Annotated in this window: 21 protein-coding genes and 1 pseudogene; 14 read left to right on the top strand and 8 right to left on the bottom strand. The window is 71.8% G+C overall.

The annotated features are described in order from the left end of the window. Window positions 1-53 precede the first annotated feature (53 nt). The 3 genes and pseudogenes from QFZ74_RS07265 to QFZ74_RS07255 all read right to left on the bottom strand — a co-directional run bounded on the left by QFZ74_RS07265 (window position 54) and on the right by QFZ74_RS07255 (window position 2,628). Window positions 54-770, bottom strand: a complete 717-nt coding sequence (locus QFZ74_RS07265; RefSeq protein WP_307624065.1) for an ABC transporter permease — start codon at window positions 768-770, stop codon at window positions 54-56. Between the two features lie 59 nt (window positions 771-829). Further along, on the bottom strand, window positions 830-1,753 hold the full coding sequence (locus QFZ74_RS07260; protein WP_307619962.1) for an ABC transporter ATP-binding protein: 924 nt from the start codon (window positions 1,751-1,753) through the stop codon (window positions 830-832). Between the two features lie 31 nt (window positions 1,754-1,784). Continuing rightward, window positions 1,785-2,628: pseudogene (locus QFZ74_RS07255) on the bottom strand (aminoglycoside N(3)-acetyltransferase). A gap of 158 nt (window positions 2,629-2,786) precedes the next feature. Between QFZ74_RS07255 and QFZ74_RS07250 the strand changes: the two are divergent. The 12 genes from QFZ74_RS07250 to QFZ74_RS07195 all read left to right on the top strand — a co-directional run bounded on the left by QFZ74_RS07250 (window position 2,787) and on the right by QFZ74_RS07195 (window position 11,779). Next, a complete protein-coding gene (locus QFZ74_RS07250; protein ID WP_307619961.1) occupies window positions 2,787-3,548 on the top strand; it encodes a metalloregulator ArsR/SmtB family transcription factor in 762 nt (253 codons plus the stop codon). Next, window positions 3,545-4,966, top strand: a complete 1,422-nt coding sequence (sufB, locus tag QFZ74_RS07245; RefSeq protein ID WP_307619960.1) for a Fe-S cluster assembly protein SufB — start codon at window positions 3,545-3,547, stop codon at window positions 4,964-4,966. The genes QFZ74_RS07250 and sufB overlap by 4 nt, the downstream gene beginning before the upstream one ends. Window positions 4,967-5,026: 60 nt before the next feature. After that, window positions 5,027-6,211 (top strand): Fe-S cluster assembly protein SufD, encoded by a 1,185-nt coding sequence (sufD, locus tag QFZ74_RS07240; protein WP_307619959.1) that lies wholly within the window; start codon window positions 5,027-5,029, stop codon window positions 6,209-6,211. Continuing rightward, on the top strand, window positions 6,208-6,525 hold the full coding sequence (locus QFZ74_RS07235; RefSeq protein ID WP_307619958.1) for a non-heme iron oxygenase ferredoxin subunit: 318 nt from the start codon (window positions 6,208-6,210) through the stop codon (window positions 6,523-6,525). The genes sufD and QFZ74_RS07235 overlap by 4 nt, the downstream gene beginning before the upstream one ends. A 7-nt stretch (window positions 6,526-6,532) precedes the next feature. Further along, complete coding sequence (gene sufC / locus QFZ74_RS07230) at window positions 6,533-7,297, top strand: Fe-S cluster assembly ATPase SufC (RefSeq protein ID WP_307619957.1); 765 nt, start codon at window positions 6,533-6,535, stop codon at window positions 7,295-7,297. Then, window positions 7,294-8,550: a cysteine desulfurase gene (locus tag QFZ74_RS07225; RefSeq protein WP_307619956.1), complete on the top strand. Its 1,257-nt coding sequence runs from the start codon at window positions 7,294-7,296 to the stop codon at window positions 8,548-8,550. Before sufC ends, QFZ74_RS07225 begins: the two co-directional genes overlap by 4 nt. Window positions 8,551-8,566: 16 nt before the next feature. Continuing rightward, window positions 8,567-9,037, top strand: a complete 471-nt coding sequence (gene sufU, locus QFZ74_RS07220) for a Fe-S cluster assembly sulfur transfer protein SufU (RefSeq protein ID WP_307619955.1) — start codon at window positions 8,567-8,569, stop codon at window positions 9,035-9,037. Then, window positions 9,034-9,366 carry a metal-sulfur cluster assembly factor gene (locus QFZ74_RS07215; RefSeq protein ID WP_307619954.1) on the top strand — a complete coding sequence of 111 codons (333 nt, stop codon included), beginning with the start codon at window positions 9,034-9,036 and terminating at the stop codon, window positions 9,364-9,366. Before sufU ends, QFZ74_RS07215 begins: the two co-directional genes overlap by 4 nt. A gap of 124 nt (window positions 9,367-9,490) precedes the next feature. Further along, on the top strand, window positions 9,491-9,811 hold the full coding sequence (locus QFZ74_RS07210) for a multidrug efflux SMR transporter (RefSeq protein WP_307619953.1): 321 nt from the start codon (window positions 9,491-9,493) through the stop codon (window positions 9,809-9,811). Further along, complete coding sequence (locus QFZ74_RS07205; RefSeq protein WP_307619952.1) at window positions 9,811-10,350, top strand: TetR/AcrR family transcriptional regulator; 540 nt, start codon at window positions 9,811-9,813, stop codon at window positions 10,348-10,350. Before QFZ74_RS07210 ends, QFZ74_RS07205 begins: the two co-directional genes overlap by 1 nt. A 174-nt stretch (window positions 10,351-10,524) precedes the next feature. Further along, entirely contained in the window at window positions 10,525-11,514 is a 990-nt protein-coding gene (gene dapD / locus QFZ74_RS07200) for a 2,3,4,5-tetrahydropyridine-2,6-dicarboxylate N-succinyltransferase (RefSeq protein WP_307619951.1), read from the top strand. A gap of 85 nt (window positions 11,515-11,599) precedes the next feature. After that, window positions 11,600-11,779, top strand: coding sequence for a hypothetical protein (locus QFZ74_RS07195; RefSeq protein WP_307619950.1), 180 nt, complete (start codon window positions 11,600-11,602; stop codon window positions 11,777-11,779). An 11-nt stretch (window positions 11,780-11,790) separates the two neighbouring features. On the opposite strand, the gene QFZ74_RS07190 is transcribed toward QFZ74_RS07195, so the two are convergent. The 4 genes from QFZ74_RS07190 to QFZ74_RS07175 form a co-directional block, all read right to left on the bottom strand. Then, on the bottom strand, window positions 11,791-17,136 hold the full coding sequence (locus tag QFZ74_RS07190) for a trypsin-like peptidase domain-containing protein (RefSeq protein WP_307619949.1): 5,346 nt from the start codon (window positions 17,134-17,136) through the stop codon (window positions 11,791-11,793). Between the two features lie 7 nt (window positions 17,137-17,143). After that, complete coding sequence (locus tag QFZ74_RS07185) at window positions 17,144-17,449, bottom strand: trypco2 family protein (RefSeq protein WP_307619948.1); 306 nt, start codon at window positions 17,447-17,449, stop codon at window positions 17,144-17,146. A 146-nt stretch (window positions 17,450-17,595) separates the two neighbouring features. Beyond that, entirely contained in the window at window positions 17,596-18,498 is a 903-nt protein-coding gene (gene dapA / locus QFZ74_RS07180) for a 4-hydroxy-tetrahydrodipicolinate synthase (protein ID WP_307619947.1), read from the bottom strand. Window positions 18,499-18,615: 117 nt separating this feature from the next. Beyond that, on the bottom strand, window positions 18,616-20,442 hold the full coding sequence (locus tag QFZ74_RS07175) for an endonuclease/exonuclease/phosphatase family protein (RefSeq protein WP_307619946.1): 1,827 nt from the start codon (window positions 20,440-20,442) through the stop codon (window positions 18,616-18,618). A gap of 338 nt (window positions 20,443-20,780) precedes the next feature. On the opposite strand from QFZ74_RS07175, the gene QFZ74_RS07170 reads away from it, so the two are divergent. Continuing rightward, complete coding sequence (locus tag QFZ74_RS07170) at window positions 20,781-22,211, top strand: hypothetical protein (RefSeq protein ID WP_307619945.1); 1,431 nt, start codon at window positions 20,781-20,783, stop codon at window positions 22,209-22,211. A 188-nt stretch (window positions 22,212-22,399) separates the two neighbouring features. Further along, a complete protein-coding gene (locus tag QFZ74_RS07165) occupies window positions 22,400-23,839 on the top strand; it encodes an alkaline phosphatase PhoX (protein WP_307619944.1) in 1,440 nt (479 codons plus the stop codon). 180 nt (window positions 23,840-24,019) lie between these two features. On the opposite strand, the gene QFZ74_RS07160 is transcribed toward QFZ74_RS07165, so the two are convergent. After that, window positions 24,020-25,207, bottom strand: a complete 1,188-nt coding sequence (locus QFZ74_RS07160) for a TerD family protein (protein ID WP_307619943.1) — start codon at window positions 25,205-25,207, stop codon at window positions 24,020-24,022. Window positions 25,208-25,272: the final 65 nt, after the last annotated feature.

The raw sequence follows: 25,272 nt of genomic DNA, 5'->3' as shown, positions 1-25,272 counted from the left end.
CGTAGGGGGCGGCTTGTGCACGCTTTCACGAGGGTCGCCCTTGCGGGGCTTCGTCACTCCCAGCGGAAGAACCTGCCGGCCGCTGCCAGGCCCACGACCGCCCACACGCCCAGGATCCCGAGGTCGCCCCACGGCATCCCGGCCCCATGCTGGAGGACGTCCCGCAGGCCGTCCGAGAGGGCCGAGGTCGGCAGCAGCGCGAGCACGTGCTGCGCGGCGGAGGGGAACTTCTCCAGCGGCACGATGACGCCGCCGCCGACGAGCAGCAGCAGGAAGACCAGGTTGGCGGCGGCCAGCGTGGCCTCCGCCTTCAGCGTGCCCGCCATGAGCAGGCCGAGGCCGGAGAAGGCGGCCGTGCCGACGATCAGCAGGAGCACGACGGCGGCGGGCCCGCCGTGCGGCGACCAGCCCAGCGCGAAGGCGATCGCCGTCAGCAGGATCACCTGGAGGACCTCGGTGACCAGCACGGACGCCGTCTTCGCCGTCATCAGCCCCCAGCGGGGCAGCGGCGAGGACGCCAGCCGCTTCAGCACGCCGTAGCGGCGCTCGAAGCCGGTCGCGATGGCCTGCCCGGTGAACGCCGTCGACATCACCGCGAGCGCGAGGACGCCGGGGGTCAGGAAGTCGACGGCGTTGCCCGCGCCGGTGTCCACGATGTCGACGGAGCTGAACAGGACCAGCAGCAGCGTCGGGATCACGACCGTCAGCAGCAGCTGCTCGCCGTTGCGCAGCAGCATCCGGGTCTCCAGCGCCGCCTGCGCCGCGATCATGCGGGGGAGCGGGGCGGCGCCGGGCTTCGGGGCGTACGTACCCGTGGTGGTGGTCGTCGTCACGAGCGCAGCTCCTTGCCGGTGAGCTCAAGAAAGACGTCTTCGAGGGTGTGCCGCTCGACCGAGATCCGGTCCGGCATCACACCGTTCTGCGCGCACCACGAGGTCACGGTCGCCAGCAGCTGCGGGTCGACCTTGCCGACGACCCGGTACGAGCCCGGCGTCAGCTCGGCGGCCGCGCAGTCCGCGGGGAGCGCCTTGAGCAGGGAGCCGACGTCCAGCCCGGGGCGGCCCGTGAAGCGCAGGGTGTTCTCGGCGCCGCCGCGGCACAGCTCGTCGGGCGAGCCCTGGGCGATCACCTTGCCGGCGTCGATGATGGCGACGTCGTCGGCGAGCTGCTCGGCCTCGTCCATGTGGTGGGTCGTGAGGATCAGCGAGACGCCGTCGGCGCGCAGGTCCCGTACCAGGTCCCAGGTGGCCCGGCGGGCCTGCGGGTCGAGGCCGGCCGTCGGCTCGTCCAGGAACACCAGCTCCGGGCGTCCGACGACGGCCATGGCGAGCGCGAGCCGCTGCTGCTGGCCGCCGGACAGCCGCCGGTAGGAGGTCCGGCCGCAGCTGCCGAGCCCGAGGCGCTCGATCAGCGTGTCCACGTCCAGCGGATGCGCGTGCAGCTTCGCCACGTGCCGCAGCATCTCGTCCGCCCGCGCGCCCGAGTAGACGCCGCCGGACTGGAGCATCACGCCGACGCGGGGACGCAGCGCGGCGGCGTCGGCGACCGGGTCGAGACCCAGGACGCGCACCGTGCCGGAGTCCGGCCTCCGGTACCCCTCGCAGGTCTCGATCGTGGTCGTCTTGCCCGCGCCGTTGGGTCCGAGTACGGCGGTGACCCCAGCCCGGGCCACCAGGTCGAGGCCGTCCACCGCGGTCTTCGTGCCGTACCGCTTCACCAGGGCCTGGACCTGGACTGCCGGCTCACTTCGCATGAGGACAGAGTCTAAGTACGCCGTTCGGCCCTCAGGCGGCCGGGTGCGGGAACTCCTCCGCACGGGGCCGGTGCAGCACCAGCCACCGCTCCGCGTACGCCACCGCGTCGGCCACGGGGAACAGCCGTACCTCCGCCGCGCCCACCGTGCCGCGGACGACCGGACGGTCACGTTCGAAGTCGTGCCCCAGCTCGTCGAACCGCTCCGAGGTGATCGACACCTCGCTCACGGTCTCCCAGCCGCCGCCCGCGGCCGGCCGCCCGATGCGCACGCGCGGCGCCGGGAGGCGGTATTCGGCCAGATGAAAGCTGGTGCACACGTCGTATCCCCGCGCCCAGCAACAGCACCCGCGCGCCCTTGCGCTCCAGCCTGGCCAGCGGGCTGTGCTCGCCGAGCCGGCAGTCGGGTGCGTGCCCGTCCACGATCTCGGCCGCGCGCGGGCCGAGCGCCGCGAACGAGGTCTGGGGGTGCGCACTGCGCAGGGCGCCAGGCCAGGTACGGACGGTCTCCGGGATCACGCCGACCTCGCGCGAAGGCGTGACGCGAGGGTCGTACGCCGGCATCGTGGCGCGGATCGTCTCCCACCACTCCTCCGGCACGGGCGGGTTCCCCCACACCGCGGGGTCGGAGAGGTCGGCGGAGTGGGTCGGGACCACGAGCGTGCCCTCCGGACCGACGGCGTCGAGGAGTCCCCGGACCACGGCGACGGCGCCGCCGCACACCCAGCCCAGGGAGCGCAGCGAGGAGTGGACGAGCAGGATCTCACCCCTCTCGACACCCATTTCGCCCAACCGCGCCGAAATGGTGTCGCGGGTGACGAGAGGGCCGGTCGGGGCGGAGGCCAGCGTGTGCCGGAAGACGGTGCGGTGCGCCATCGAATTGCCTGGTGAGGCGCGTGATCACCGAGTCGGGCCGGTGGGGTCTCCGCGGTGTTTCCGCAGGTCGGATTAGGTATGCCTAAGTGATGAAAGGCACCGTCCGCCGGACAGGGCCCGGCTTGTCAGGGCCTGAGGAATTACGCAACAATGGCGTTGTGAAAAACGTCGGCATGGCTCGGGAGACCCTCAAGGGGGCCCCGCAGGAGGAGCTCACGACCGGGGAGCGTTCGACGCGCAACCGGGTCGCGCGATCCATCCTGGACCACGGCCCGTCGACCGTCACCGAACTCGCCGGCCGGCTGGGGCTCACCCCGGCGGCGGTCCGCCGCCACCTCGACGCACTGGTCGCCGACGACATCGTGGAGGCGCGCGAGCGGCGGGTGTACGGGACGCGGTCGCGCGGCCGCCCCGCCAAGGCCTTCGCGCTGACCGACTGCGGCCGGGACGCCTTCGACCAGTCGTACGACAAGCTCGCCGTGGACGCGCTCCGCTGGATCGCCGAGCACGGCGGGGGCAAGGAAGCCGTCGCCGCTTTCGCACGGGCCCGGATCTCCGCGCAGGCTGACGCCTACCGCAAGGCGATCGAGAAGGCGGCCCCCGATGAACGCACCGAAGCGCTGGCCAAGGCCTTGAGCGTGGACGGGTACGCTGCTACGGCACGCAGCGCGCCCCACCCCCAGAAGGGTGAGCAGCTCTGCCAGCACCACTGCCCGGTCGCGCACGCCGCGGAGCAGTTCCCCCAGCTGTGCGAGGCGGAGACCGAGATCTTCGCGGAGCTGCTCGGAACCCACGTCCAGCGACTGGCGACGATCGCCCACGGCGACGGTGTCTGCACGACGTTCATCCCCAAGATTTCCACTGACGCATCTGACGTATCTGACGCATCTGCTAGCACGGCCGGGAGGAACCCCGCATGACTCTCCCCACGGAGACTGCCCACCCCGAACTCGAGGGTCTGGGCAAGTACGAATACGGCTGGGCCGACTCCGACGTAGCCGGTGCCGCAGCGAAGCGCGGCCTGAACGAGGACGTCGTCCGTGACATCTCGGCGAAGAAGTCCGAGCCCGAGTGGATGACCAAGCTGCGCCTCAAGGGCCTCAGGCTGTTCGGCAAGAAGCCCATGCCGAACTGGGGCTCGGACCTGTCGGGCATCGACTTCGACAACATCAAGTACTTCGTGCGCTCCACGGAGAAGCAGGCGGAGTCCTGGGAGGACCTGCCCGAGGACATCAAGAACACCTACGACAAGCTGGGCATCCCGGAGGCCGAGAAGCAGCGCCTCGTCGCCGGTGTCGCCGCCCAGTACGAGTCCGAGGTCGTCTACCACCAGATCCGCGAGGACCTGGAGGAGCAGGGCGTCATCTTCCTCGACACCGACACCGCGCTCAAGCAGCACCCGGAGCTCTTCAAGGAGTACTTCGGCACCGTCATCCCCGCCGGTGACAACAAGTTCGCCTCGCTGAACACCGCCGTGTGGTCGGGCGGCTCCTTCATCTACGTCCCGCCGGGCGTCCACGTCGAGATCCCGCTCCAGGCCTACTTCCGTATCAACACGGAGAACATGGGCCAGTTCGAGCGGACCCTGATCATCGTCGACGAGGGTGCCTACGTGCACTACGTCGAGGGCTGCACCGCCCCGATCTACCAGTCGGACTCGCTGCACTCCGCGGTCGTCGAGATCATCGTCAAGAAGAACGCCCGCTGCCGCTACACGACCATCCAGAACTGGTCGAACAACGTCTACAACCTGGTCACCAAGCGCGCCGTCGCCTACGAGGGCGCGACCATGGAGTGGATCGACGGCAACATCGGCTCCAAGGTGACGATGAAGTACCCGGCCGTCTACCTGATGGGCGAGCACGCCAAGGGTGAGACCCTCTCCATCGCCTTCGCGGGCGAGGGCCAGCACCAGGACGCCGGCGCCAAGATGGTCCACATGGCCCCGAACACCTCGTCCAACATCGTCTCCAAGTCGGTGGCGCGCGGTGGCGGCCGTACCTCCTACCGCGGTCTGATCGAGATCGGCGAGGGGGCCCCCGGCTCGAAGTCGAACGTGCTGTGCGACGCGCTGCTGGTCGACACCATCTCCCGCTCGGACACGTACCCGTACGTCGACGTCCGCGAGGACGACGTGTCCATGGGCCACGAGGCGACCGTCTCCAAGGTCTCCGAGGACCAGCTCTTCTACCTGATGAGCCGTGGTCTGAGCGAGTTCGAGGCGATGGCGATGATCGTGCGCGGCTTCGTCGAGCCGATCGCCAAGGAACTGCCGATGGAGTACGCGCTGGAGCTCAACCGGCTGATCGAGCTGCAGATGGAGGGCGCGGTCGGCTAAGGCCCGCCCCCGACAGCAGCCAGCGAATTTCTGACGTAGGAAGAGAGCACAACGACAGCCATGGCTGAGGCTCAGAACATCCCGGTGGGCTCCACCACCGCCGGCTCGATCGCGGTCGCCGCGGAGTCGACCGTCGTCTCGCGCATGAGCGCGCCTCCGTCCTTCGACGTCGCGGACTTCCCGGTCCCGCACGGCCGCGAGGAGGAGTGGCGGTTCACCCCGCTGGAGCGCCTGCGCGGTCTGCACGACGGCACCGCCGTCGCCACCAGCGAGGGCGTCAAGGTCGCCGTCGAGGCCCCCGAGGGCGTCACCGTCGAGACCGTCGGCCGCGACGACGCCCGGCTCGGCAAGGCCGGCACTCCCGTCGACCGCGTCGCCGCCCAGGCGTACTCGGCCTTCGAGCAGGCCTCGGTCGTGACCGTGCCGAAGGAGACCGTCCTCACCGAGCCGATCCGCATCGCGGTCCACGGCGAGGGCGGCACCGTCTTCGGCCACCAGGTGATCGAGCTCGGCGCCTTCGCCGAGGCCGTCGTGGTCATCGACCACACCGGTGACGCGGTGCTCGCCGCGGGCGTCGACTACATCCTCGGTGACGGCGCCAAGCTGACCGTCGTCTCCGTCCAGGACTGGGACGACAAGGCCGTGCACGTGTCCCAGCACAACGCGCTGATCGGCCGCGACGCCTCCTTCAAGTCGGTCGTCGTCACCTTCGGCGGCGACCTCGTCCGCCTGCACCCGCGCATCACCTACGCGGGCACCGGCGGCGAGGCCGAGCTGTACGGCCTGTACTTCACCGACGCCGGCCAGCACCAGGAGCACCGCCTGCTGGTCACCCACAACACCCCGCACTGCAAGTCCAACGTCGCCTACAAGGGCGCGCTCCAGGGCGACGACGCGCACGCGGTCTGGATCGGCGACGTGCTCATCGAGGCCTCGGCCGAGGGCACCGACACCTACGAGATGAACCGCAACCTGGTCCTCACGGACGGCGCGCGCGTCGACTCGGTGCCGAACCTGGAGATCGAGACCGGTGAGATCGTCGGCGCCGGCCACGCCTCCGCCACCGGCCGCTTCGACGACGAGCAGCTCTTCTACCTGATGGCCCGCGGCATCCCGGAGCACGAGGCCCGCCGCCTCGTCGTCCGCGGCTTCTTCGCCGAGCTGGTCCAGCAGATCGGTGTCGCCGACATCGAGGAGCGCCTGCTCGCCAAGATCGCGGAGGAGCTGGAGGCTTCGGTCGCATGACCTTCGTACGAGTCTGCGGGATGAGCGAGCTGGAGGAGGACACCCCGAAGCGGGTGGAACTCGACGGCACGCCCGTCTCGGTCGTGCGCACCGAGGGCGAGGTGTTCGCGATCTACGACATCTGCTCGCACGCGAACGTCTCGCTGGCGGAGGGAGAGGTGGACGACTGCCACATCGAGTGCTGGCTGCACGGCTCGCGCTTCGACCTCCGCTCCGGCAAGCCCGACGCTCTTCCGGCGACGCGCCCTGTCCCCGTATACCCCGTAAAGATCGAAGGGGACGACGTGCTCGTCTCCCTCACCCAGGAGTCCTGAGGCACCCATGGCAACGCTTGAAATCCGAGACCTGCACGTCACCGTCGAGGCCGACAACGCCACGAAGGAGATCCTCAAGGGCGTCGACCTCACCGTGAAGCAGGGCGAGACGCACGCCATCATGGGCCCCAACGGCTCCGGCAAGTCGACCCTCGCCTACTCGCTCGCGGGTCACCCGAAGTACACGATCACCGGCGGCACCGTCACCCTCGACGGCGAGGACGTCCTCGCCATGTCGGTCGACGAGCGCGCCCGCGCCGGCCTGTTCCTCGCCATGCAGTACCCGGTCGAGGTCCCCGGCGTCTCCGTCTCCAACTTCCTGCGCACCTCCGCCAGCGCCATCCGCGGCGAGGCCCCCAAGCTGCGCACCTGGGTGAAGGAGGTCAAGGAGACCATGGAGCGTCTCCAGATGGACCCCTCCTTCGCCGAGCGCAACGTCAACGAGGGCTTCTCCGGCGGTGAGAAGAAGCGCCACGAGATCCTCCAGCTGGAGCTCCTGAAGCCGCAGATCGCGATCCTCGACGAGACCGACTCCGGCCTCGACGTCGACGCCTTGCGCGTCGTCTCCGAGGGCGTCAACCGCGTTCGGGAGACCGGTGAGACGGGCACCCTGCTCATCACCCACTACACGCGCATCCTGCGCTACATCAAGCCCGACTTCGTCCACGTCTTCTCCGGCGGCCGCATCGTCGAGTCCGGCGGCGCCGAGCTCGCCGACAAGCTGGAGGAAGAGGGCTACGAGGCTTACACGAAGGGTGGCGTATCCGCGTGACACAGCTGCCGGGCCTCCTCGACACCGAGGCGATCCGCAAGGACTTCCCCGTCCTGGACCGCCTGGTCCACGACGACAAGAAGCTCGTGTACCTGGACAACGCCGCGACCTCGCAGAAGCCGCGCCAGGTGCTGGACGCACTCAGTGAGTACTACGAGCGCTACAACGCCAACGTCCACCGCGGTGTGCATGTGCTCGCCGAGGAGGCCACGGCGCTGTACGAGGGCTCGCGCGACAAGGTCGCGGAGTTCATCAACGCGCCCAGTCGCGACGAGGTGATCTTCACCAAGAACGCCTCCGAGTCGCTCAACCTCGTGGCCAACATGCTCGGCTGGGCCGACGAGCCCTACCGGGTCGACCACGAGACCGAGATCGTCATCACGGAGATGGAGCACCACTCCAACATCGTGCCGTGGCAGCTGCTCGCGCAGCGCACGGGCGCGAAGCTGAAGTGGTTCGGCCTGACCGACGACGGCCGCCTCGATCTGTCCAACATCGACCAGATCATCACCGAGAAGACGAAGGTCGTCTCCTTCGTGCTGGTCTCCAACATCCTGGGCACGGTCAACCCGGTCGAGGCGATCGTGCGCCGCGCCCAGGAGGTCGGCGCGCTCGTCTGCATCGACGCCTCCCAGGCCGCTCCGCACATGCCGCTGGACGTCCAGGCCCTCGGCGCCGACTTCGTGGCCTTCACCGGCCACAAGATGTGCGGCCCGACCGGCATCGGCGTCCTGTGGGGCCGCCAGGAGCTGCTGGAGGACCTGCCTCCGTTCCTCGGCGGCGGCGAGATGATCGAGACGGTGTCAATGCACTCCTCGACGTACGCCCCCGCGCCCCACAAGTTCGAGGCGGGTACGCCGCCGATCGCGCAGGCGGTCGGTCTCGGCGCGGCGATCGACTACCTGTCGTCGATCGGCATGGACAAGATCCTCGCCCACGAGCACGCGCTCACCGAGTACGCGGTGAAGCGGCTCAAGGAGGTCCCCGACCTCAGGATCATCGGCCCCACCACGGCCGAGGACCGCGGCGCGGCGATCTCCTTCACGCTCGGCGACATCCACCCCCACGACGTGGGCCAGGTCCTCGACGAGCAGGGCATCGCGGTGCGTGTGGGTCACCACTGCGCACGGCCGGTCTGCCTGCGGTACGGAATTCCCGCGACCACGCGCGCGTCGTTCTATCTGTACTCCACGCCGGCCGAGATCGACGCTCTGGTCGACGGACTGGAGCACGTACGGAACTTCTTCGGCTGAAGGGCGTGCTGGAACAGTGAAGCTCGACTCCATGTACCAGGAAGTCATCCTGGACCACTACAAGAACCCGCACGGGCGTGGTCTTCGGGATGGTGACGCCGAGGTGCACCATGTGAACCCGACGTGTGGCGACGAGATCACCCTTCGCGTGAAGTACGACGGCACGACGGTCGAGGACGTCTCCTACGAGGGCCAGGGCTGCTCGATCAGCCAGGCCTCGGCGTCCGTACTGAACGAACTCCTCGTCGGCAGGGAACTGGCCGACGCGCAGAAGATCCAGGAGACCTTCCTGGAGCTGATGCAGTCCAAGGGCCGGATCGAGCCCGACGACGCCATGGAGGACATCCTGGAGGACGCGGTCGCGTTCGCCGGTGTCTCCAAGTACCCCGCGCGGGTCAAGTGCGCCCTCCTGAGCTGGATGGCGTGGAAGGACGCGACGGCCCAGGCACTGACCACCGGAGCCGACGCCGAAAGGAAGACGGCATGAGCGACACCGTGGAGATGAAGCCGGCCTCGGAGGAGCAGCTCCGTGAGGCCCTGATGGACGTGGTCGACCCCGAACTGGGCATCGACGTCGTCAACCTCGGGCTGATCTACGGCATCCACGTGGACGACTCGAACGTGGCGACCATCGACATGACCCTGACGTCGGCGGCGTGCCCGCTGACGGACGTCATCGAGTCCCAGGCCAAGGACGCCACCGAGGGTCTGGTCAACGAGCTGCGTATCAACTGGGTCTGGATGCCCCCGTGGGGCCCGGACAAGATCACGGACGACGGCCGCGAGCAGCTGCGCGCGCTGGGCTTCAACGTCTGAGGTCAGCCGGCTCTGTCGACGGCGAGGTCCCGACCGGGACCTCGCCGTTTTTCATGCCCGCTCATGGGTTTGGCGTGTGCGCTTACGGGTAGATGAGGCGGCTGCGTTGTGTACGCTTGTACACATGGGCTATCTGCTGCTCGCCGGAGCCATCGCCGCCGAGGTGGTCGCCACGACGGCGATGAAGTACAGCGAGGGCTTCAGCAGGCCGGGACCATCACTGCTGACCGTTCTCGGCTACCTCGTGGCCTTCGCCCTGCTGGCCCAGACCCTGAAGACCGTGTCGATCGGCACGGCGTACGCGATCTGGGCCGGCGTGGGCACCGCGGCCGTCGCCGCGCTCGGCCTGGTGCTGTTCGGCGAGGGGCTGAGCATCCCTAAGGTCGCCGGGATCGTGCTGATCGTCGCGGGAGTGGTCGTGCTCAACCTGGGCGGCGCGCACTGATGCCCCGGCGCTACGACCCCGAGCGGCGCCAGCGGATCATCGACGCGGCGATCCGGGTCGTCGGGCGGAAGGGCATCGCCGGCCTCAGCCACCGCTCCGTGGCCGCCGAGGCGAACGTCCCGCTCGGCTCCACGACGTACCACTTCGCGACCCTCGACGACCTGATGGTCGCCGCCCTTCGCCAGGCCAACGAGGGCTTCGCCCAGGAGCTCGCGACCAGCGGCGTCCTGGACGAGGAGGAGGGCGACCTCGCGGCGGGCCTGGCGCGCCTGCTCGGGGACTGGCTGGGCGCCGACCGGACGGGCGTGGAGCTGGAGTACGAGCTGTACTTGGCGGCACTGCGACGCCCGGCCCTGCGCCCCGTGGCCGCCGAGTGGACGGAGGAGACGACGCAGCGCCTGGCCCGTCGCACGGACCCGGTGACGGCCCATGCGCTGCTCGCGCTGATGGACGGGATCTGTCTGCAGGTGCTGCTGACGGGGGCGGCGTATGACGAGGGGTATGCGCGGGAGACGTTGGGGAGGGTGCTCCGGGGGTGAGGCGGGGGCCTCGGGGCTGGGGGCGGGCCCGGCGTGCTTCCCGGGGATCCGAACGCCCCTGGTACGGCCGGGCTCCGGTGCCAGGGCGTGAGGCGCGGCTGGAACCGGCCCGGGCTCGGTGGGGCAGGGCACGACGGTTCGCCTGGGGGACCCCGGCCAGGTTAGGTTTCCCTCATGACCGACACCAACGCTCCTCGCACCACCGGCGCCGTCGCCGCCGGCCTCGCCACGGTCGCCGCCGACGGCACCGTTCTCGACACATGGTTCCCCGCGCCCGAACTCGTCACCGAGCCCGGCCCGGCCGGCACCGAGTCGCTGTCGCCCGAGCAGGCCGTCGAGCTGCTCGGCGAGGGTGCCGCGCAGGCGATCGGCCCGGACCCCCGGCGCAACGTCGAGGTCGTCGCGGTCCGTACGGTCATCACGTCGCTGGACGACAAGCCGATCGACGCGCACGACGCCTACCTGCGCCTGCACCTCCTCTCGCACCGCCTGGTCAAGCCGCACGGCCTGAGCCTGGACGGCATCTTCGGCCACCTCGCCAACGTCGCCTGGACCTCGCTCGGCCCGGTCGCCGTGGACGACGTCGAGACGGTTCGGCTGAACGCCCGTGCCGAGGGCCTGCACCTCCAGGTCACCTCGATCGACAAGTTCCCGCGCATGACGGACTACGTCTCCCCCAAGGGCGTCCGCATCGCCGACGCCGACCGGGTCCGCCTGGGCGCGCACCTCGCCGAGGGCACCACGGTCATGCACGAGGGCTTCGTCAACTTCAACGCCGGCACGCTCGGCACGTCGATGGTCGAGGGCCGCATCTCGGCGGGCGTCGTGGTCGGCAACGGCTCCGACATCGGCGGCGGCGCCTCCACCATGGGCACCCTCTCCGGCGGCGGCAACGTCCGCATCACCATCGGCGAGCGCTGCCTGGTCGGCGCCGAGGCGGGCGTGGGCATCGCGCTGGGCGACGAGTGCGTCGTCGAGGCCGGCCTGTACGTCACCGCGGGCACCCGCGTGACGATGCCCGACGGCCAGGTCGTCAAGGCCCGCGACCTCAGTGGCGCCTCCAACATCCTCTTCCGCCGCAACTCGGTCACCGGCACGGTCGAGGCCCGCCCGAACAACGCGGTCTGGGGCGGCCTGAACGACATCCTGCACAGCCACAACTGACGGACGGCGGCGGTGACTTGCCGCCGCCGGCACCATTGAGCGCCCTTCCAACCGGTCCGAGGATCGAGCCGGAAGGGCGTTCCCCGTGTCGTGTCCTGTCGTGGACGGAGCCGAGCCGAGATCTAACCTGCCCCCTCTGCTCGTGGCAGGCACGGCGCTCCTGGGGCTGGTGGCGCTACTCGTCGGCCGACGGCTGGTGCTGCGCGCGCCGAAAGCGGTCCGCTTCCTGCTGCCGACGCTTCCCTGCCTGAGCAGCTACGAGTGACCGGTCGTCGCTCACCCCAGCGTCGCCGCCCTCTCCGCCTCCTCCGGGGTCAGGTCCGTGCGGGCCAGTAGGAGCGGGAGGACGAAGCGGGCGCTGGAGGGGTGGTGGGTGAGCCAGGTCAGGGCTGCCTCGACCGTCTGGCGGGTCTCGGGTGGGGTGAGGTCCGGGCGGGACAGGAGCGGAGGCAGGACGAAGCTGGCGTTGCGGGTCTCGGCGTGGAGGCCCAGCCAGGTGAGGGCGGCCGGGATCGCCTGCCGTGCCTCGTCGGGTTCCAGGTCGGGGCGGGAGAGCAGCGGGGGCAGGACGAAGCTGGCGTTGCGGGTCTCGGCGTGGAGGCTCAGCCAGGTGAGGGCTGCCGTGATGGTCCGGTGCGCTTCGGGTGGGGCGAGGTCCGGGCGGGACAGCAGCGGGGGCAGGACGAAGCGGGCGTTGGGCGTGGTGACGTGGTGGTCGAGCCACGCCAGCGTCGTGGTGATCGTCTGCTGCGCCTCGTCCGGGGTGAGGTCGGTGCGGGTCAGCTGGCGGTCCAGGACGAAGCGCGCGTTGGGGTTCGTGACGTGATGGGCCAGCCAGGTCAGGGTCGTGGCGATCGTCGGCCGGGTCCGGTCCCGGGAGATGTCGGTACGGGCGAGCAACGACCGCAGGACGTAGCCGGCTTCGGCCGTGGTGGCGTAGGGAGTCAGCCAGTCCGATGCCGCCGAGATCGCCCCCCGCGCGTCGTCCGCCGCGAGGTCGGTGCGGGCGAGCAGGGGGGCCAGGACGAAGCCGGCCTCAGCGGTGGTGGCGTGCTGGTCCAGCCAGTCGAGGGCGGCGCTGATCGTCTGCCGGGCCTCGTCCGGGATGAGGTCGCTGCGGGAGAGCTGGCGGTCCAGGACGAATCGGGCCTCGGCGGTCGTACCGTGGTGGCCCAGCCACGTCAGGGCGGCGGCGACCGTCTGGCGGGTCTCGGCCAGGCCCGGGCGGGCGAGCAACGGCCGCAGGACGAACCGGGCTTCGGCGGACGCGGCGTGATGGCCCAGCCAGGTCAGGGCCGTGGAGATCGCCGGCTGCGGGTCCGGGAGGCTCGGACGGGACAGCAGCGTGGGCAGGACGAAGCGGGCCTCGGCGGCCGTGGCGTGATGGTCCAGCCAGGTCAGGGCCGCGGCGACCGTCCGGCGGGCCTCGTCCGGGGTGAGGTCGCTGCGGGAGAGCTGACGGCCCAGGACGAAACGGGCCTCGGAGGTCGCCGAGTGGAGGTCCAGCCAGCTCAGGGCGAGCATGACCGCCTGCCGGGCCTCGTTCGGGTCCAGGTCGGGCCGGGCCAGGAACGGGGCCAGGACGAAACCGGCCTCGGAGGTCCCGGCGTAGTGCGCCAGCCAGGACAGGGTCGCGGTGACGGTCCTGCGGGTGCCGTCCGGGGTGAGGTCGGGGCGCGACAGCAGCGGAGCCAGGACGAAGCCGGCCTCGGCCGTGGTGGCGTGGTGCGACAGCCACGTCAGGGCCCCGGCGACCGTCGGCAGCGCCTCGTCCGCGACGAGTTCGGGCCGGGCGAGCAGCGGCCGCAGGACGAAGCGGGCACTGCCGGTGGTGGCGTGCAGGTCCAGCCAGGTCAGGGATATGGAGACGGCCTGCGCCGCCTCGTCCGTACCGAGGTCGGGCCGGGCGAGCAGCGGGGACAGGACGAAGCACGCGTCGGCGGCGGCCGCGTGCTGGACGTCGTCGAGCCAGGTCAGGGCGGCGGCGACCGTCGGCCGGGCCTCGTCCGTGTGCAGATCGGTCCGGGTGAGCAGGGAGCGCAGCACGAAGTCGGCGTCGGCGGTGGTGGCATGGAGGTCCAGCCAGGCCAGCGCGACGGTCACCCCCTGCCGCGTCTCGGCCACGTCCAGGTCCGGACGGGCCAGCAGGGGCGCCAGGACGAAGCCCGCGTCGAGCGTGCCCGCGTGCTGGGCCAGCCAGGTCTGGGCGGCCGTGACCACCTGGCGCGTGTCGCCCGGACCGAGGTCGGCGCGGGAGAGCACCGAGCGCAGCACGAAGCCCGCGTCGGCGAGGGCGGCGTGATGGCTCAGCCAGGTCAGGGCCGTGGCGACCGTCGGCCGGGCCTCCTCCGGGGCGAGGTCGGGGCGGGCCAGCAGCGGGGCCAGGACGAAGCCCGCGTCGGCCGTGGTGCCGTGGTATGCCAGCCAGGTCCCGGCCGCGGTGACCGCCTGACGCGTGTCGGCCGGGGTGAGGTCGGGCCGGGAGAGCAGCGACCGCAGCACGAACTGGCCGTCGTACAACTCGGCGTGGTGGACCAGCCAGTCGGCCGCCGAGGAGACGGCCTGCCGTACGTCGTCGGCGCGGAGGTCGGTACGGAACAGCAGCGCGCGCAGGACGAAGTCGGCGTCGCCCGTGGTGGCGTGATGCCGCAGCCAGGTCAGGGCGGCGGCGACCGCCTGCCGCGTCTCGCCCGCGTCGAGATCCGGGCGGGCCAGCAGCGGGGCCAGGACGAAGCCGGCGTCGATGGTGGCGGCCTCGGCCTCCAGCCAGGTCACCGCGCCGGCGACCGCCTTGCGTACCTCGTCCGTGTGCAGGTCGGTCCGGGTGAGCAGGGACCGCAGCACGAACTGGACGTCGGTGAGCTCGGCATGGCGGTCCAGCCAGTCCACCGCCAGCGAGATGGACCGCCGTGCCGCGTCCGCCCGGAGGTCGGTACGGAACAGCAGCGAGCGCAGCACGAACTCGGCGTCGGCGGTGGAGGCGTGCTGCTCCAGCCACGTCAGCGCGGCGGCGATCGCCTGCTGGGCCTCGTCCGCGTCGAGGTCGGGGCGGGTGAGCACGGACCGCAGGACGAACTGGGCCTCGGCGCGGATCCCGTGCCGGTCCAGCCAGGCCAGCGCGGCCGTCACCGTCGGCTGCGCCTCCTCGGGCGTGAGGTCGGTCCGGGAGAGCAGCGACCGCAGCACGAGCCGGGCCTCGGTGGCGGTCGCGTGCTGTTCCAGCCAGGTCAGGGCCGACGTGATCGCCTGCCGGGTCTGGTCGACGGTGAGGTCGGGGCGGGTGAGCAGCGAGCGCAGCACGAACTGCGCGTCCGTGCTGAGGACATGGCGGTCCAGCCAGATGAGCGTCGCCCGCACGGCCTGTTCGACGGCCTCGGGCGGCAGGTCCGTCCGGTGCAGCAGCGGGCTGAGCACGTAACTGGCGTACTGCCGCCGCACGTTGACCTCGAGCCACTGGAGCGCGGCGGGGACGAGGAGCAGCGCCCCGTCGGCGGGGAGATGACGCAGGCCGCGGTAGAGGAGGTGACGGGCGTCGGCGCCGGTGCCGAACTCCACGAGCCACGGGCTGACGACCTCCTCCCAGCAGTCGACCGCGGCGGCGGCCCACGGCGGCCCGGAGCAGACGGCGCCGAGCGCGTAGCTGCCGATGCGGGCGTCATGGCGCAGGACGCGGCCGATGGTCGCGGCGTTGTCCTCGAACCACCCGCTGAGCACGGGCGAGACGGGACCCGCGCGGTCGGCGAGCGACAGGTCGTTGACGAGCCGGCCGATGTTGACCGCGTAGCGGCCGATGGTGCGCGGTCCGGTGAGAGAGCCGGCGAGCATCGCGGAGGTGCGGGTCCGGTCCGGGCCGGCGTCGCGCTCGGGCAGCACGACGGACTCGATGAGCTGGTCGGCCACCACGTCGTGGGCGACCGACAGCAGGTCGTTCTCCGGCTCCAGCCAGCCCAGCGAGACGAGCGTCCCCACGATGTCCTCGGCGTCCGGCGCCTCACCGGACACCTCGGCCAGGGCGGCGCGGGCGGCGGCCGTCACCTCCGTCCGCGACTGCGGGCAGGCCGCCGCCGCGGCGGCCGCGGCCACCAGACCGTTCGAGGCCCGCGCGGGCGTGAAGGTGTCCGTACGGCCGGGCACGGTCAGGCTGTCCTCGCTCAGCCGCCGCTCCAGCCAGCCGGGCAGCTCACCGCTGCTGCGCAGACCCGCGGTCACGGGCACGGTCAGCCCCTCCTCGACCCGGCGTTCTATCTCGCGCGCGATCAGCAGGGCGACGATCGGGCGGTGCCCGCACATCGCGGTCATGCGCTCCTTGCCGAGCTTGCGGACGGCGGTGGGCGCCAGGTTCACCAGCGCGTTGTCGGTGACCTGCTGCCGGAAGGCGTCGTCCTGCCGCAGCGGCACCTCGTCGAACAGCTCGTGCAGCAGCGCCGGATCGGCCCGCTGCAGCCAACCCGGACGTACGGACGCGAGCAGCGCCATCGGGATGCCCCGGCGATGGGCCTCGGGTATGAGCCGGTGCCGCAGCGCGGGCAGGTCCAGCTGGGACTCGTTGAGATAGTCGATCACCACCAGCACGGGACTGTGCTCCGCGAGCACCTGCTCCGCGATCTGGTCGGTGATCGACGTGTCCTCGCCCGGCAGCACGTGCAGCACGCGCCAGCCGGCCTGGAGGGCGAGTCGCCCGACCTCAAGTCCGGTGCGGGTCTTGCCCGTTCCCGCCGCGCCCACCAGCAGCACGCCCCGGTCGGCGGAGGTGACCAGGCGTACGAACAGCTGCTGCGGATCGGCGTCGTGATCGCTGCCGGGGGAGACGAACGGCAGGTGCTCCGGGGTCAGGTTCTTCTTGAAGTCACCGAATCCCTCGATGAGATCGTGCTGCCCCACCACCGCCGGCAGCGGCGCCCCGCGCTCCCGCCCGGGCACCTCGACCGGAACCGGCTGCGGTCGTACGCCGTCGAGCACCAGCAGACGCACGAACTCCGGGTCCGCCAGCGCCTCGGCGACCGGCTCGGCCTCCGCGCTGCCGGTGCCCGCCGCGGGCAGCCGCTGCGCCTGCACCCCGACCAGCAGCGCGCCGTCCTGTGTGAACAGGGACGTCCCCGAGATCCCCTGCCAGGGATCCTGCCCGTCCGGGCCCCGGTCGCCCGGCGGTGCGGTGGTGAACGTGAGATCCAGCAGCCCGGACTTCATGTTGGAGCCCAGCTGGACGAACCCGCCGACCTGCCTGCTGTCGCGCCGGCGCAGCCCCTGCGCGCGGGCCGAGGCGGCCCGCTGGGCGTAGGCCGGGAACCCGATCCCGGTGAACGGCACACTGCCCGTCTCGTCCGGCAGCCGGCCGAGCGCCACCGGTGGCACGGCCGCCGGCGCGGGCGCGCCGTCCTGCGCCCGCGGCTCCAGCCGGAGCAGTGCCAGATCCCGCCCCGAGGCACGCCACACCGGTGCGGCGGCGTGCTCGGTGTCGGTGCCGCCGAGCAGCACCGTGCAGGGCAAAGTGCCCTCGGGCCCGAGCAGATGGGCCGCGGTCAGGATCAGGTGGGTGCTGATGCGGTAGCCCGATCCGTACTCCGCGCGGTCCGGGTGTCTGACGATCACCTCGGCCACACGGGCCTTGTCGAGCGGCTTCATCGCGCGGTCAGCCGGCGGACAGCAGGTCCGAGACGTCGTCGCCGGTCAGCACGGGATCGCCGGTGTCCGTCCGGGCGTCCAGGCTGAGCTTGATCGTGTGTGTGCGGGAGGACTTCGCGGCGGCGCCGCCGCCCACCGAGACCACCCAGAATCTGACGCCCGCCTTGGCGTCGGCGGACTTCTCCACCGCCACCTGGAGCTCCAGGTCGATGGAGTTGATGCGGAACCGCACGTCCTTGCCGTCGGCGTCCGTCCGGGCGCGGTCGAGCTCGGAGCGCAACGACGCGAGCAGGTCGGCCAGTTCGATGTCCATGTGATCCCCCGTCAAGTACAGCTGTCCCTACAGGCGTTCGCCCGTACGCGTATGCGCGGCTCAAAGTGTGACAGACGGCCCGCCCCCGCGCACCCGAAGTGCACCGCTCCGTCGCCCTGCTCCGGCCACCCGCGCAGGGCGCCCGGTCAGGCGGTCACGAGCGCGTCGTGCGCCGCGCGCAGCCCGGCGACCGCCTCCCGCCCGGCGGGCCGCAGCGGTGCGCGCACCGGTCCGGCCGGGAGCCCGAGACCGGCGAGCAGCGCCTTGGTGGTGACCGCCCCCGGCAGGCCCCCGTCCATCACCGCCTCGACGAACGGGGTGATCCGCTGCTGGAGCACGGCCGCGCGGCCGGTGTCGCCCGCCTCGAACGCGTCGAGGACGGCGGCGACCTGGCGCGGTACGACGTTCGCGACCGTGCTCACACAGCCCGCCGCGCCGACCGCGTACAGGGCGAGGATGTGCTCGTCGCAGCCCGCGTAGTACGCCAACTCCGTGCGGGACAGCACCTTCTGGGTGCCGAGGAAGTCGTAGGAGCAGTCCTTGACCGCCACGATCCGCGGATGCCCCGCGAGGCGGATCATCGTCTCCGGGGCGATGCGGGTGCCGGTGCGGCCCGGGATGTCGTACAGCATCACCGGCAGGGCGCTCGCGTCGGCCACCTCGCGGAAGTGGGCCTCCACGGCGTCCTGTGGCGGTCTGCTGTAGTACGGCGTCACCATCAACACCCCGTCCGCGCCCGCCTTCTCGGCCGCCCGGGTCAGCTCGACGGTGTGGCGGGTGTCGAAGGTGCCGGTGCCCGTGACGAGCGGCGTCCGGGCGCCCACGGCCTGCCGGACGGCCCGGACGAGGTCGGCCTTCTCGGCGTCGGTGGTGGTCGGGGACTCGCCCGTCGTCCCGTTCAGGACGAGGCCGTCGCAGCCCTCCGCGACCAGCCGGGCCGCCAGGACCTGGGCGCCGTCCAGGTCCAGGGCGCCCGAGGCGGTGAAGGGCGTGACCATGGCGCACAGGGTGCGCCCGAAGGGCGGGACGGGGGTGTGGATGAGCGTCATGCGGGTAGTCTCGGCATCGCCGCCCCGGAGATCCACTTAGATCTGCTGCGAGGTAGTGCTAAGCACCGGTGAGCGAAGGGCGGCGCGTCGCCGCACCGCCCCCGCCCGGACGCGCCCCTACGGGCGGAACCGCAGCACCTGCGGGTCGTGGTCGCTGATCTGGTCGTGGAACTCCGCGTTGATGTGCACGCTGTCGTAGTCGAGACCGCGGTCCCGGCGGACCGACGGGCTGACCAGGATCTGGTCCAGGACCTGGCTGTTGCCCTGGTAGTCGTACGAGTAACGCTCGCTCGCCGGCAGCGACTTGATCGCCGACCAGAGCGCGCCGTCGCCCTCCAGGATCCGCACGGTGCCCGAGAAGTCGAAGTCGTTCATGTCGCCGAGGGCGATCACGTCCGCGTTGTTCTGGGTCTTCAGGATCTCCTTGACGAACGTGTTCACCACGGTCGCCTGGGCGTGGCGCTGGATCTCCGAGGAGCGCGTCGGCGGCTGGTACTGCGAGGTCAGCGCCTGGTCACCGCCCTTGGAGTTGAGGTGGTTGGCGATCACGAACACCGTCTTGCCGCGGAAGACGAACTCGCCCGCGAGCGGCTTGCGGCTGCTCGACCACGCCGCGTCGGCCGGCTCGATCCGGCCGGGGGACACGGTGAGCCGCGCCTTGCCGTGCTCCTTGATGACACCGACGGCGGTCGTCGAGTCGCCGCCCGCGCGGTCGGTGAAGGAGACCCGCTCGGGGTTGAACAGGAAGACCTGGCGGATGTTGCCGCCGGGCTCCCCGCCGTCCCGGTCGTCGACCGGGTCGATGGAACGCCAGTCGTAGCGCGGGCCGCCCGCGGCGACGATCGCGTCGGTCAGCTTCTGGACCGTCCGGTCCGCGGCGACCGTCCCGTCGTCCGTCGCGCCGTTGTTGTCCTGGACCTCCTCCAGGGACACGATGTCGGGCGAGCTGAGGTTGTGCACGATCGCGGACGCGTGCGCGTCGAACGTCGCGTCGCCCGGGTCCAGGTTCTCGACGTTGTACGTCGCCACCGCCAGCTCGTCGCGCCCCTGCTCGCGCGTCGTCTCGCGCTCCAGACCGCCCCTCTCCAGCGCGCCCAGCCGGTTCGCGACCAGCGTGTATCCGCCGAACTGGTTGTAGTCGAGCGGGCCCTCGGTGCTGCCCGTGAGCCGGTCGCCCACGTCCGCCGCCGGGAAGTCGGCGACCGCGCCGAGGGACTGGATCTGGAGCCGGCCGCCGTTCTGAGCGTCGTACGAGCCGTACAGCGTGCCGCCGCGCCCGGTGGCGTGCTCCTCGGGCTTCACGGTGACCCACAGCTCGGTGTACGGGTCGCTCGCGCCGACCACCCGCGCGTCGGCGACCCGGACGTTCATGCCCTCCAGGGACTCGTAGCGGTCCAGGGCGTACGCCGACGGGTCGAGCGGCAGGCCGTTGACCGAACCGCCCGAGGCACTGTCGCCCGCCGGGGCGTAGGCGTCCGGCACCGAGGCGGCGTCGAGCACCGTGGCGGCCGGGACGGCGTTGCCGCTCGACCGGACCGTGATCACCGGCTTGGTCAGCTCGGTCACCGACTGGTTGCCGCTCGTGGCACCGCCGGGCACGAACTCGGAGACCGTCGCGGTGACCGTGACCGCGTCGCCCACGGCGACCTTCGGGGTGGAGCCGGTGAAGACGAAGACGCCCTCGCTGGTCGCCGGGTCGGCGTCCGGTGACGGGTCCTGGATCCAGAAGCCGCGCGAGGAGCCGTAGCCGCGGACGCCGGTCACGACGCCCGGGACGTCCGTCACCTTCTGGCCGGTGTACGGCGAGAGGCGGGTCGTGCCCTGGACGTCGTGGATGCGCACCGCGTCGGCGTGCGCGGGAGAGGTGAGGACGACAGTGGATGCCGCGGAACAGACGGCGGCGACGGTGAGCGCGGCGAGACGCGCGCTGGATCTGCTCGGCAAGGTTCCCTCCGGGGACGTACGGATGCGTCGGGACGAGGGCGGGACGCGGGCGTGCCTGACACACGAGACGTGCATGACACGCGGCGGCGGCGCGTGACACGCACAGAGCACGACGAACAGAGGTCCCCCCGTTTTCTACGCGCGTCAATCTCCAGCCTGGCCACGGGAGTTGTCAAGGTCCGGACACCCCGTGCACGGGGGACGGGAGCGGAACCGGGCGGCATAGGTGGAAATCCGTCTAGGCTGAGCAGCCGAGTCGTACGCAGTCCCCGCCGGTCCAGTCGTACGTCGTCCCCAAGGCCGCACGGCCGTCACGGCGCCCCTAGGAGAACGAGCCGATGTCAGACAGCTCCCCCCTGCCCCCGGTACGGCTGCGCCCCGAAGCGGAGCTGGCCCGCGACGCGCTGGCCACGCCGCTGCTCTCACGGGCCGCCCGGCTCGCCCGCTGGGCCGGCGAGGGGACCCGGGTCGACGCCGGGGGCAGCCTGGTCGAGGAGCAGCTGACCGCCGCGGCCGAGGTGCTCGGGCTGACCGGGGAGGACGCCCCGCAGTACGCCGCCGAGGCCTGGCGGGCCGCCGTGGACGCCGCTCTGGTCGAGGTCGTCGACGAGGAGGCCGGGACCGTGACCGCGGGCGAGGAGCTCGCGCTGCTCACCGGCGGCTCGCCGCACGACGTGCTCGCGGTGTGGCTCGCCGTCCTGGAGGCCGCGATCGGCGACGCGAGCGTGCCCGACCTGGACGGGCTGATCGACGCCCTGGACGAGGGCGGCGAGATCGACCTCTCCTCGCTCGACTGGGACCCGGAGGCCGAGGCGGAGTTCCTCGACGGGGTCCTCGGCAACCTGTACCTGCTGACCGCCGGCGAGGACGGCCCCGGCGACGCCCCGGTCCCGCTGCCCGCGCTGGCCGCCTCGATGCTCGTCCCCGACGACATGGACGAGCCCACCGACGACGTCCTGGAGCAGATCTCCGACGCGATGATGCGCCTGGACGACCAGTTCCGGATCCTGGAGCCGGCCGGGCTCGTGGAGTACCGGCCCGTCGACGACGCGCTGATGGTGGAGGAGGGCGCCGAGGAGCCCCCGGCCCCGGTCGACGACACCGACATCACCCGCTACGGCATGGTCCGGCTCACCCCGCTCGGCGTCTACGGGCTGCGGGCCCGGCTGCTGGAGGCCGGGTTCGAGGCGCCCGCGGTCGGCGAACTCGCGGACAAGGGCGCCGACGTCCTGCTCGACGAGACGTCCGCCTTCCCGCCGGCCGCCGCCCGCGCGGAGACCGAGCAGTGGCTCACCCGCCGTCAATCCCTCGCCGCCGCCCGCGAGTTGCTGGCCGCCGCGAAGGGTGCCGACGCCGGGGCGCCGCTGCGCCGGCTGCGCTGCCAGCAGGCGCTGTCGCTGGTCGGCCCGGATGCGGAGCCCGCGCTGCGGGAGGTCCTCGACGAGGCCGAACTGGGCGGCCTGGCCCGGGTCTGGCTGAGCGAGCGGGGCGCCGCCGACGTGCCCGCGCCGTCGCAGGACATGGTGTTCTGGCTGACGATCGACACCCTGGCCGCGCAGCTCCGCGCCGAGGGCAACTCCGACGAACTCCAGGCGCTGGTCGAGGGCCTGGCCGCGCAGCACAGCGGGTTCTTCCAGGCCGCCTGGCGGGTGGAGCACCCGGACACCGCCGACGTCCTGGAGGCGATGGGCCGGCTGCACCCGGACAAGAAGGTCGCCAAGGAGGCCCGCAAGGCCGCCTTCAAGGCACGGTCCCAGCAGGGGATCTGAGGCCCCCGCCCCCTCCGTTCCCGGCCCGCGTGTGACGGCGCGGGCCCGGCGGCCCCTGCGGATTCACGGAAGCGGGCCCGGTGCCGTCGTCCGGCGTTCAACTCCCGTTCAGGCGGGGCGGCGACTGTTTCGCCGGACCTGAGCCTGAGCCCGCCGCCCTCCAGGCACCCACCGTCACAGGAGACACCATGTCGCTCACCCGCAGGGACTTCACCAGGACATCCGCGCTCACCGGTGCCGGCGTCGCGCTGGCGGGCACTGTCGCCTCCCTCGCCACCGCCCCGAACGCCCTCGCCGCCACGGAGACCGAGAGCGCGGGCGAGGAGTCCGCGGCCGGGCAGGGCGGCCTCGGCTACGGACCGCTGGTCCCCGACCCCGACGGCCTCCTGGCCCTCCCCGCCGGCTTCTCCTACCGCGTCATCACCTACAGCGGCAGGACCAAGCTGGAGTCCGGCGAGTTCACCCCGTCCAACCACGACGGCACCTCCACCTTCCCCGGCCCCCGCGGCGCCACCCTCCTGGTCAACAACCACGAGCTGAAGGGCCCCCGCGCCAACTGGGCCCACCCGGTGCCGCTCACCGAGGGGCTCGTCTACGACCCGGCCGCCTCCGGTGGCTGCACGGTCGTCGAGGTCCGCCGCGACCACGTCGCCGAGTGGGTCGGCATCGCCGGGACCTCCACCAACTGCGCGGGCGGCCACACCCCGTGGGGCACCTGGCTCACCGGCGAGGAGACCGAGGACAAGGCCGGCCAGAACGGCATGACCAAGGACCACGGCTACGTCTTCGAGGTCGACCCCGCCGACCGCCGCGCCAACCGCGACCCGAAGCCCGTCAAGGCGTTCGGCCGCTACGCGCACGAGGCGGTCGTCGTCGACCCGCGGCGCGGCCAGGTGTACCTCACGGAGGACGCGGCCGGCCCGAACGGCCTCTTCTACCGCTGGACCCCGCCGAAGGGCTTCGAGCACGGCCACGGCAAGCTGCGCACCCTCGCCGACGACGCGGGGACCCTCCAGGCCTTCAAGTGCTTCGACTCCGGCGGCCGTTTCGTCGACGACCTCTCCCGCGCGACGCGGATCGGCACCGTCTACGGCGTCGACTGGGTGGACGTCCCGGACCGCGACGCGCGGACCACGTCCGTCCGCAAGCAGTTCACCGACGGCCAGATCACCCGCGCCCGCAAGCTGGAGGGCATGTGGTGGGGTGACGGCGGCGTCTACGTCGTCTCCTCCTACGCCCGCGAGGAGAGCCCGGTCCCGCACGACGGGCAGGTGTGGTTCTACGACCCGGCGCGCCGCACGCTGACGCTGAAGGTCCGCTTCGGCGTCAACCCCGACCCGTCCGCCGACGGCGCCTTCGACGGCCCCGACAACATCACCGTCTCCCCGTACGGCGGCCTCGTCATCGCCGAGGACGGCGAGGGCGTGCAGCATCTGTTCGGTGCCACCGACAGCGGCCGCACCTACCCGATCGCCCGCAACGAGCTGAACATCGGCACCGCCGAGGCGCCCGAGTACAGCGAGTTCACCGGCGTGACGTTCTCCCCGGACGGCAGCACGCTGTTCGCCAACATCCAGACGCCGGGCATCATGCTCGCCATCACCGGCCCCTGGAAGCGCCAGCGCTGAGCGCTCCGCTGGAGGCGCGTGCTTCACCTGCGGGTCCGTCGTGGCTGGTCGCGCGGTTCCCCGCGCCCCTTTGAGGCGCGGCCGGAACCGCGCCAGGTCCCGCCCGGCCCCCTGAGAGCTGCCCTCGTCCGGCCGGTCCCGCCCGCTCGCGCGGTGGGACCGGCCGTCGTGCTCACGGCGTCACAGCGCCTGGGCCGCCGGCTTCACCATGCCGCGGACCGTGCGGGACTTCACGAAGTCGCCCATCGCCGTCATCTCCCACTCGCCGGAGTACTGGCGGATGAGCTTGGCCATCATCACGCCCGTCTGCGGCTCGGCGCCGGTGAGGTCGAAACGGACCAGTTCCTCGCCGGTCGCGGCGTCCAGCAGGCGGCAGTAGGCCTTGGCGACCTCGGTGAACTTCTGGCCCGAGAAGGAGTTGACGGTGAAGACCAGGCCGGTGACCTCCTGCGGGATGCGCCCCAGGTCGACCGTGATGACCTCGTCGTCGCCCCCGCCCTCGCCGGTGAGGTTGTCGCCGGAGTGCTGGATCGCGCCGTTCAGGATGCCCAGCTTGCCGAAGTAGCAGCTGTCGACGTGGTTGCGCTGCGGGCCGTAGGCGATGACGGAGGCGTCCAGGTCGATGTCCTTGCCGCGGTACGCCGGCTCCCAGCCGAGGCCCATCTTCACCTGGGAGAGCAGCGGGCGGCCGCCCTTGACCAGGGAGACGGTCTGGTTCTTCTGGAGGCTGACCCGGCCCTTGTCCAGGTTGATCTTCCCGGCGCCCGGAGCGGGTGCGGCGGCGGCCGGGGCGGGCGGAGCCGCGGGCGGCGGGGGAGCCACGGGCTGCGTGGCGGGCGCGGGGGCCGGGGCCGGGGCCTGGGGGGTCGCGGCCGGTTCCTCCACCGTCACGCCGAAGTCCGTGGCGATGCCCGCGAGCCCGTTCGCATAACCCTGGCCGACCGCACGGGCCTTCCAGGTGCCGTTCCTGCGATAGATCTCCACGATCAGCAGCGCCGTCTCCGCGTCCAGCCGCGGGGGCGTGAACGTGGCGAGGACGCTGCCGTCGTCGGCGTTGCGGATGGTGGCCGTCGGCTCGATGCCCTGGAAGGTCTGGCCCGCGGCGTCCGGGCTCGCGGTGACGACGATCTTCTCGATGCCGGGCGGCACGGCGGCGGTGTCGACGGTGATCGCGTCGGGCGTCGCACCGCCTCCGGAGCGGTACGTCACCCCCGGGCCGGCCGGCTGGTTGTAGAAGATGAAGTCGTCGTCGGAGCGCACCTTGCCGTCGGCGGTGAGCAGCAGGCTCGACACGTCGAGCCGCACCGGGGCGGCGACGTCCACCGTCACCCGGGCGACCGGCAGAGGGATGTTCGAGCCAGGGGTCATAGCTGTCATGCCGGGTCAACGAACGACATCACTTTGCCGTTCCCTTACCGACGGACGGACCCCCG

Source organism: Streptomyces sp. V3I7, from assembly GCF_030817495.1.
Classification (GTDB): Bacteria; Actinomycetota; Actinomycetes; order Streptomycetales; family Streptomycetaceae; genus Streptomyces.
Note: the sequence above shows the minus strand (reverse complement) of the source record. Positions and strands in the feature narration are given on the sequence as shown.

Coding starts and splice junctions, on each gene's coding strand:
- QFZ74_RS07265 (WP_307624065.1), bottom strand. CDS start 770: ATGATCGCGGCGCAGGCGGCGCTGGAGACCCGGATGCTGCTGCGCAAC.
- QFZ74_RS07260 (WP_307619962.1), bottom strand. CDS start 1,753: ATGCGAAGTGAGCCGGCAGTCCAGGTCCAGGCCCTGGTGAAGCGGTAC.
- sufB (WP_307619960.1), top strand. CDS start 3,545: ATGACTCTCCCCACGGAGACTGCCCACCCCGAACTCGAGGGTCTGGGC.
- sufD (WP_307619959.1), top strand. CDS start 5,027: ATGGCTGAGGCTCAGAACATCCCGGTGGGCTCCACCACCGCCGGCTCG.
- QFZ74_RS07235 (WP_307619958.1), top strand. CDS start 6,208: ATGACCTTCGTACGAGTCTGCGGGATGAGCGAGCTGGAGGAGGACACC.
- sufC (WP_307619957.1), top strand. CDS start 6,533: ATGGCAACGCTTGAAATCCGAGACCTGCACGTCACCGTCGAGGCCGAC.
- QFZ74_RS07215 (WP_307619954.1), top strand. CDS start 9,034: ATGAGCGACACCGTGGAGATGAAGCCGGCCTCGGAGGAGCAGCTCCGT.
- QFZ74_RS07210 (WP_307619953.1), top strand. CDS start 9,491: ATGGGCTATCTGCTGCTCGCCGGAGCCATCGCCGCCGAGGTGGTCGCC.
- QFZ74_RS07205 (WP_307619952.1), top strand. CDS start 9,811: ATGCCCCGGCGCTACGACCCCGAGCGGCGCCAGCGGATCATCGACGCG.
- dapD (WP_307619951.1), top strand. CDS start 10,525: ATGACCGACACCAACGCTCCTCGCACCACCGGCGCCGTCGCCGCCGGC.
- QFZ74_RS07190 (WP_307619949.1), bottom strand. CDS start 17,136: ATGAAGCCGCTCGACAAGGCCCGTGTGGCCGAGGTGATCGTCAGACAC.
- QFZ74_RS07185 (WP_307619948.1), bottom strand. CDS start 17,449: ATGGACATCGAACTGGCCGACCTGCTCGCGTCGTTGCGCTCCGAGCTC.
- dapA (WP_307619947.1), bottom strand. CDS start 18,498: ATGACGCTCATCCACACCCCCGTCCCGCCCTTCGGGCGCACCCTGTGC.
- QFZ74_RS07170 (WP_307619945.1), top strand. CDS start 20,781: ATGTCAGACAGCTCCCCCCTGCCCCCGGTACGGCTGCGCCCCGAAGCG.
- QFZ74_RS07165 (WP_307619944.1), top strand. CDS start 22,400: ATGTCGCTCACCCGCAGGGACTTCACCAGGACATCCGCGCTCACCGGT.
- QFZ74_RS07160 (WP_307619943.1), bottom strand. CDS start 25,207: ATGACCCCTGGCTCGAACATCCCTCTGCCGGTCGCCCGGGTGACGGTG.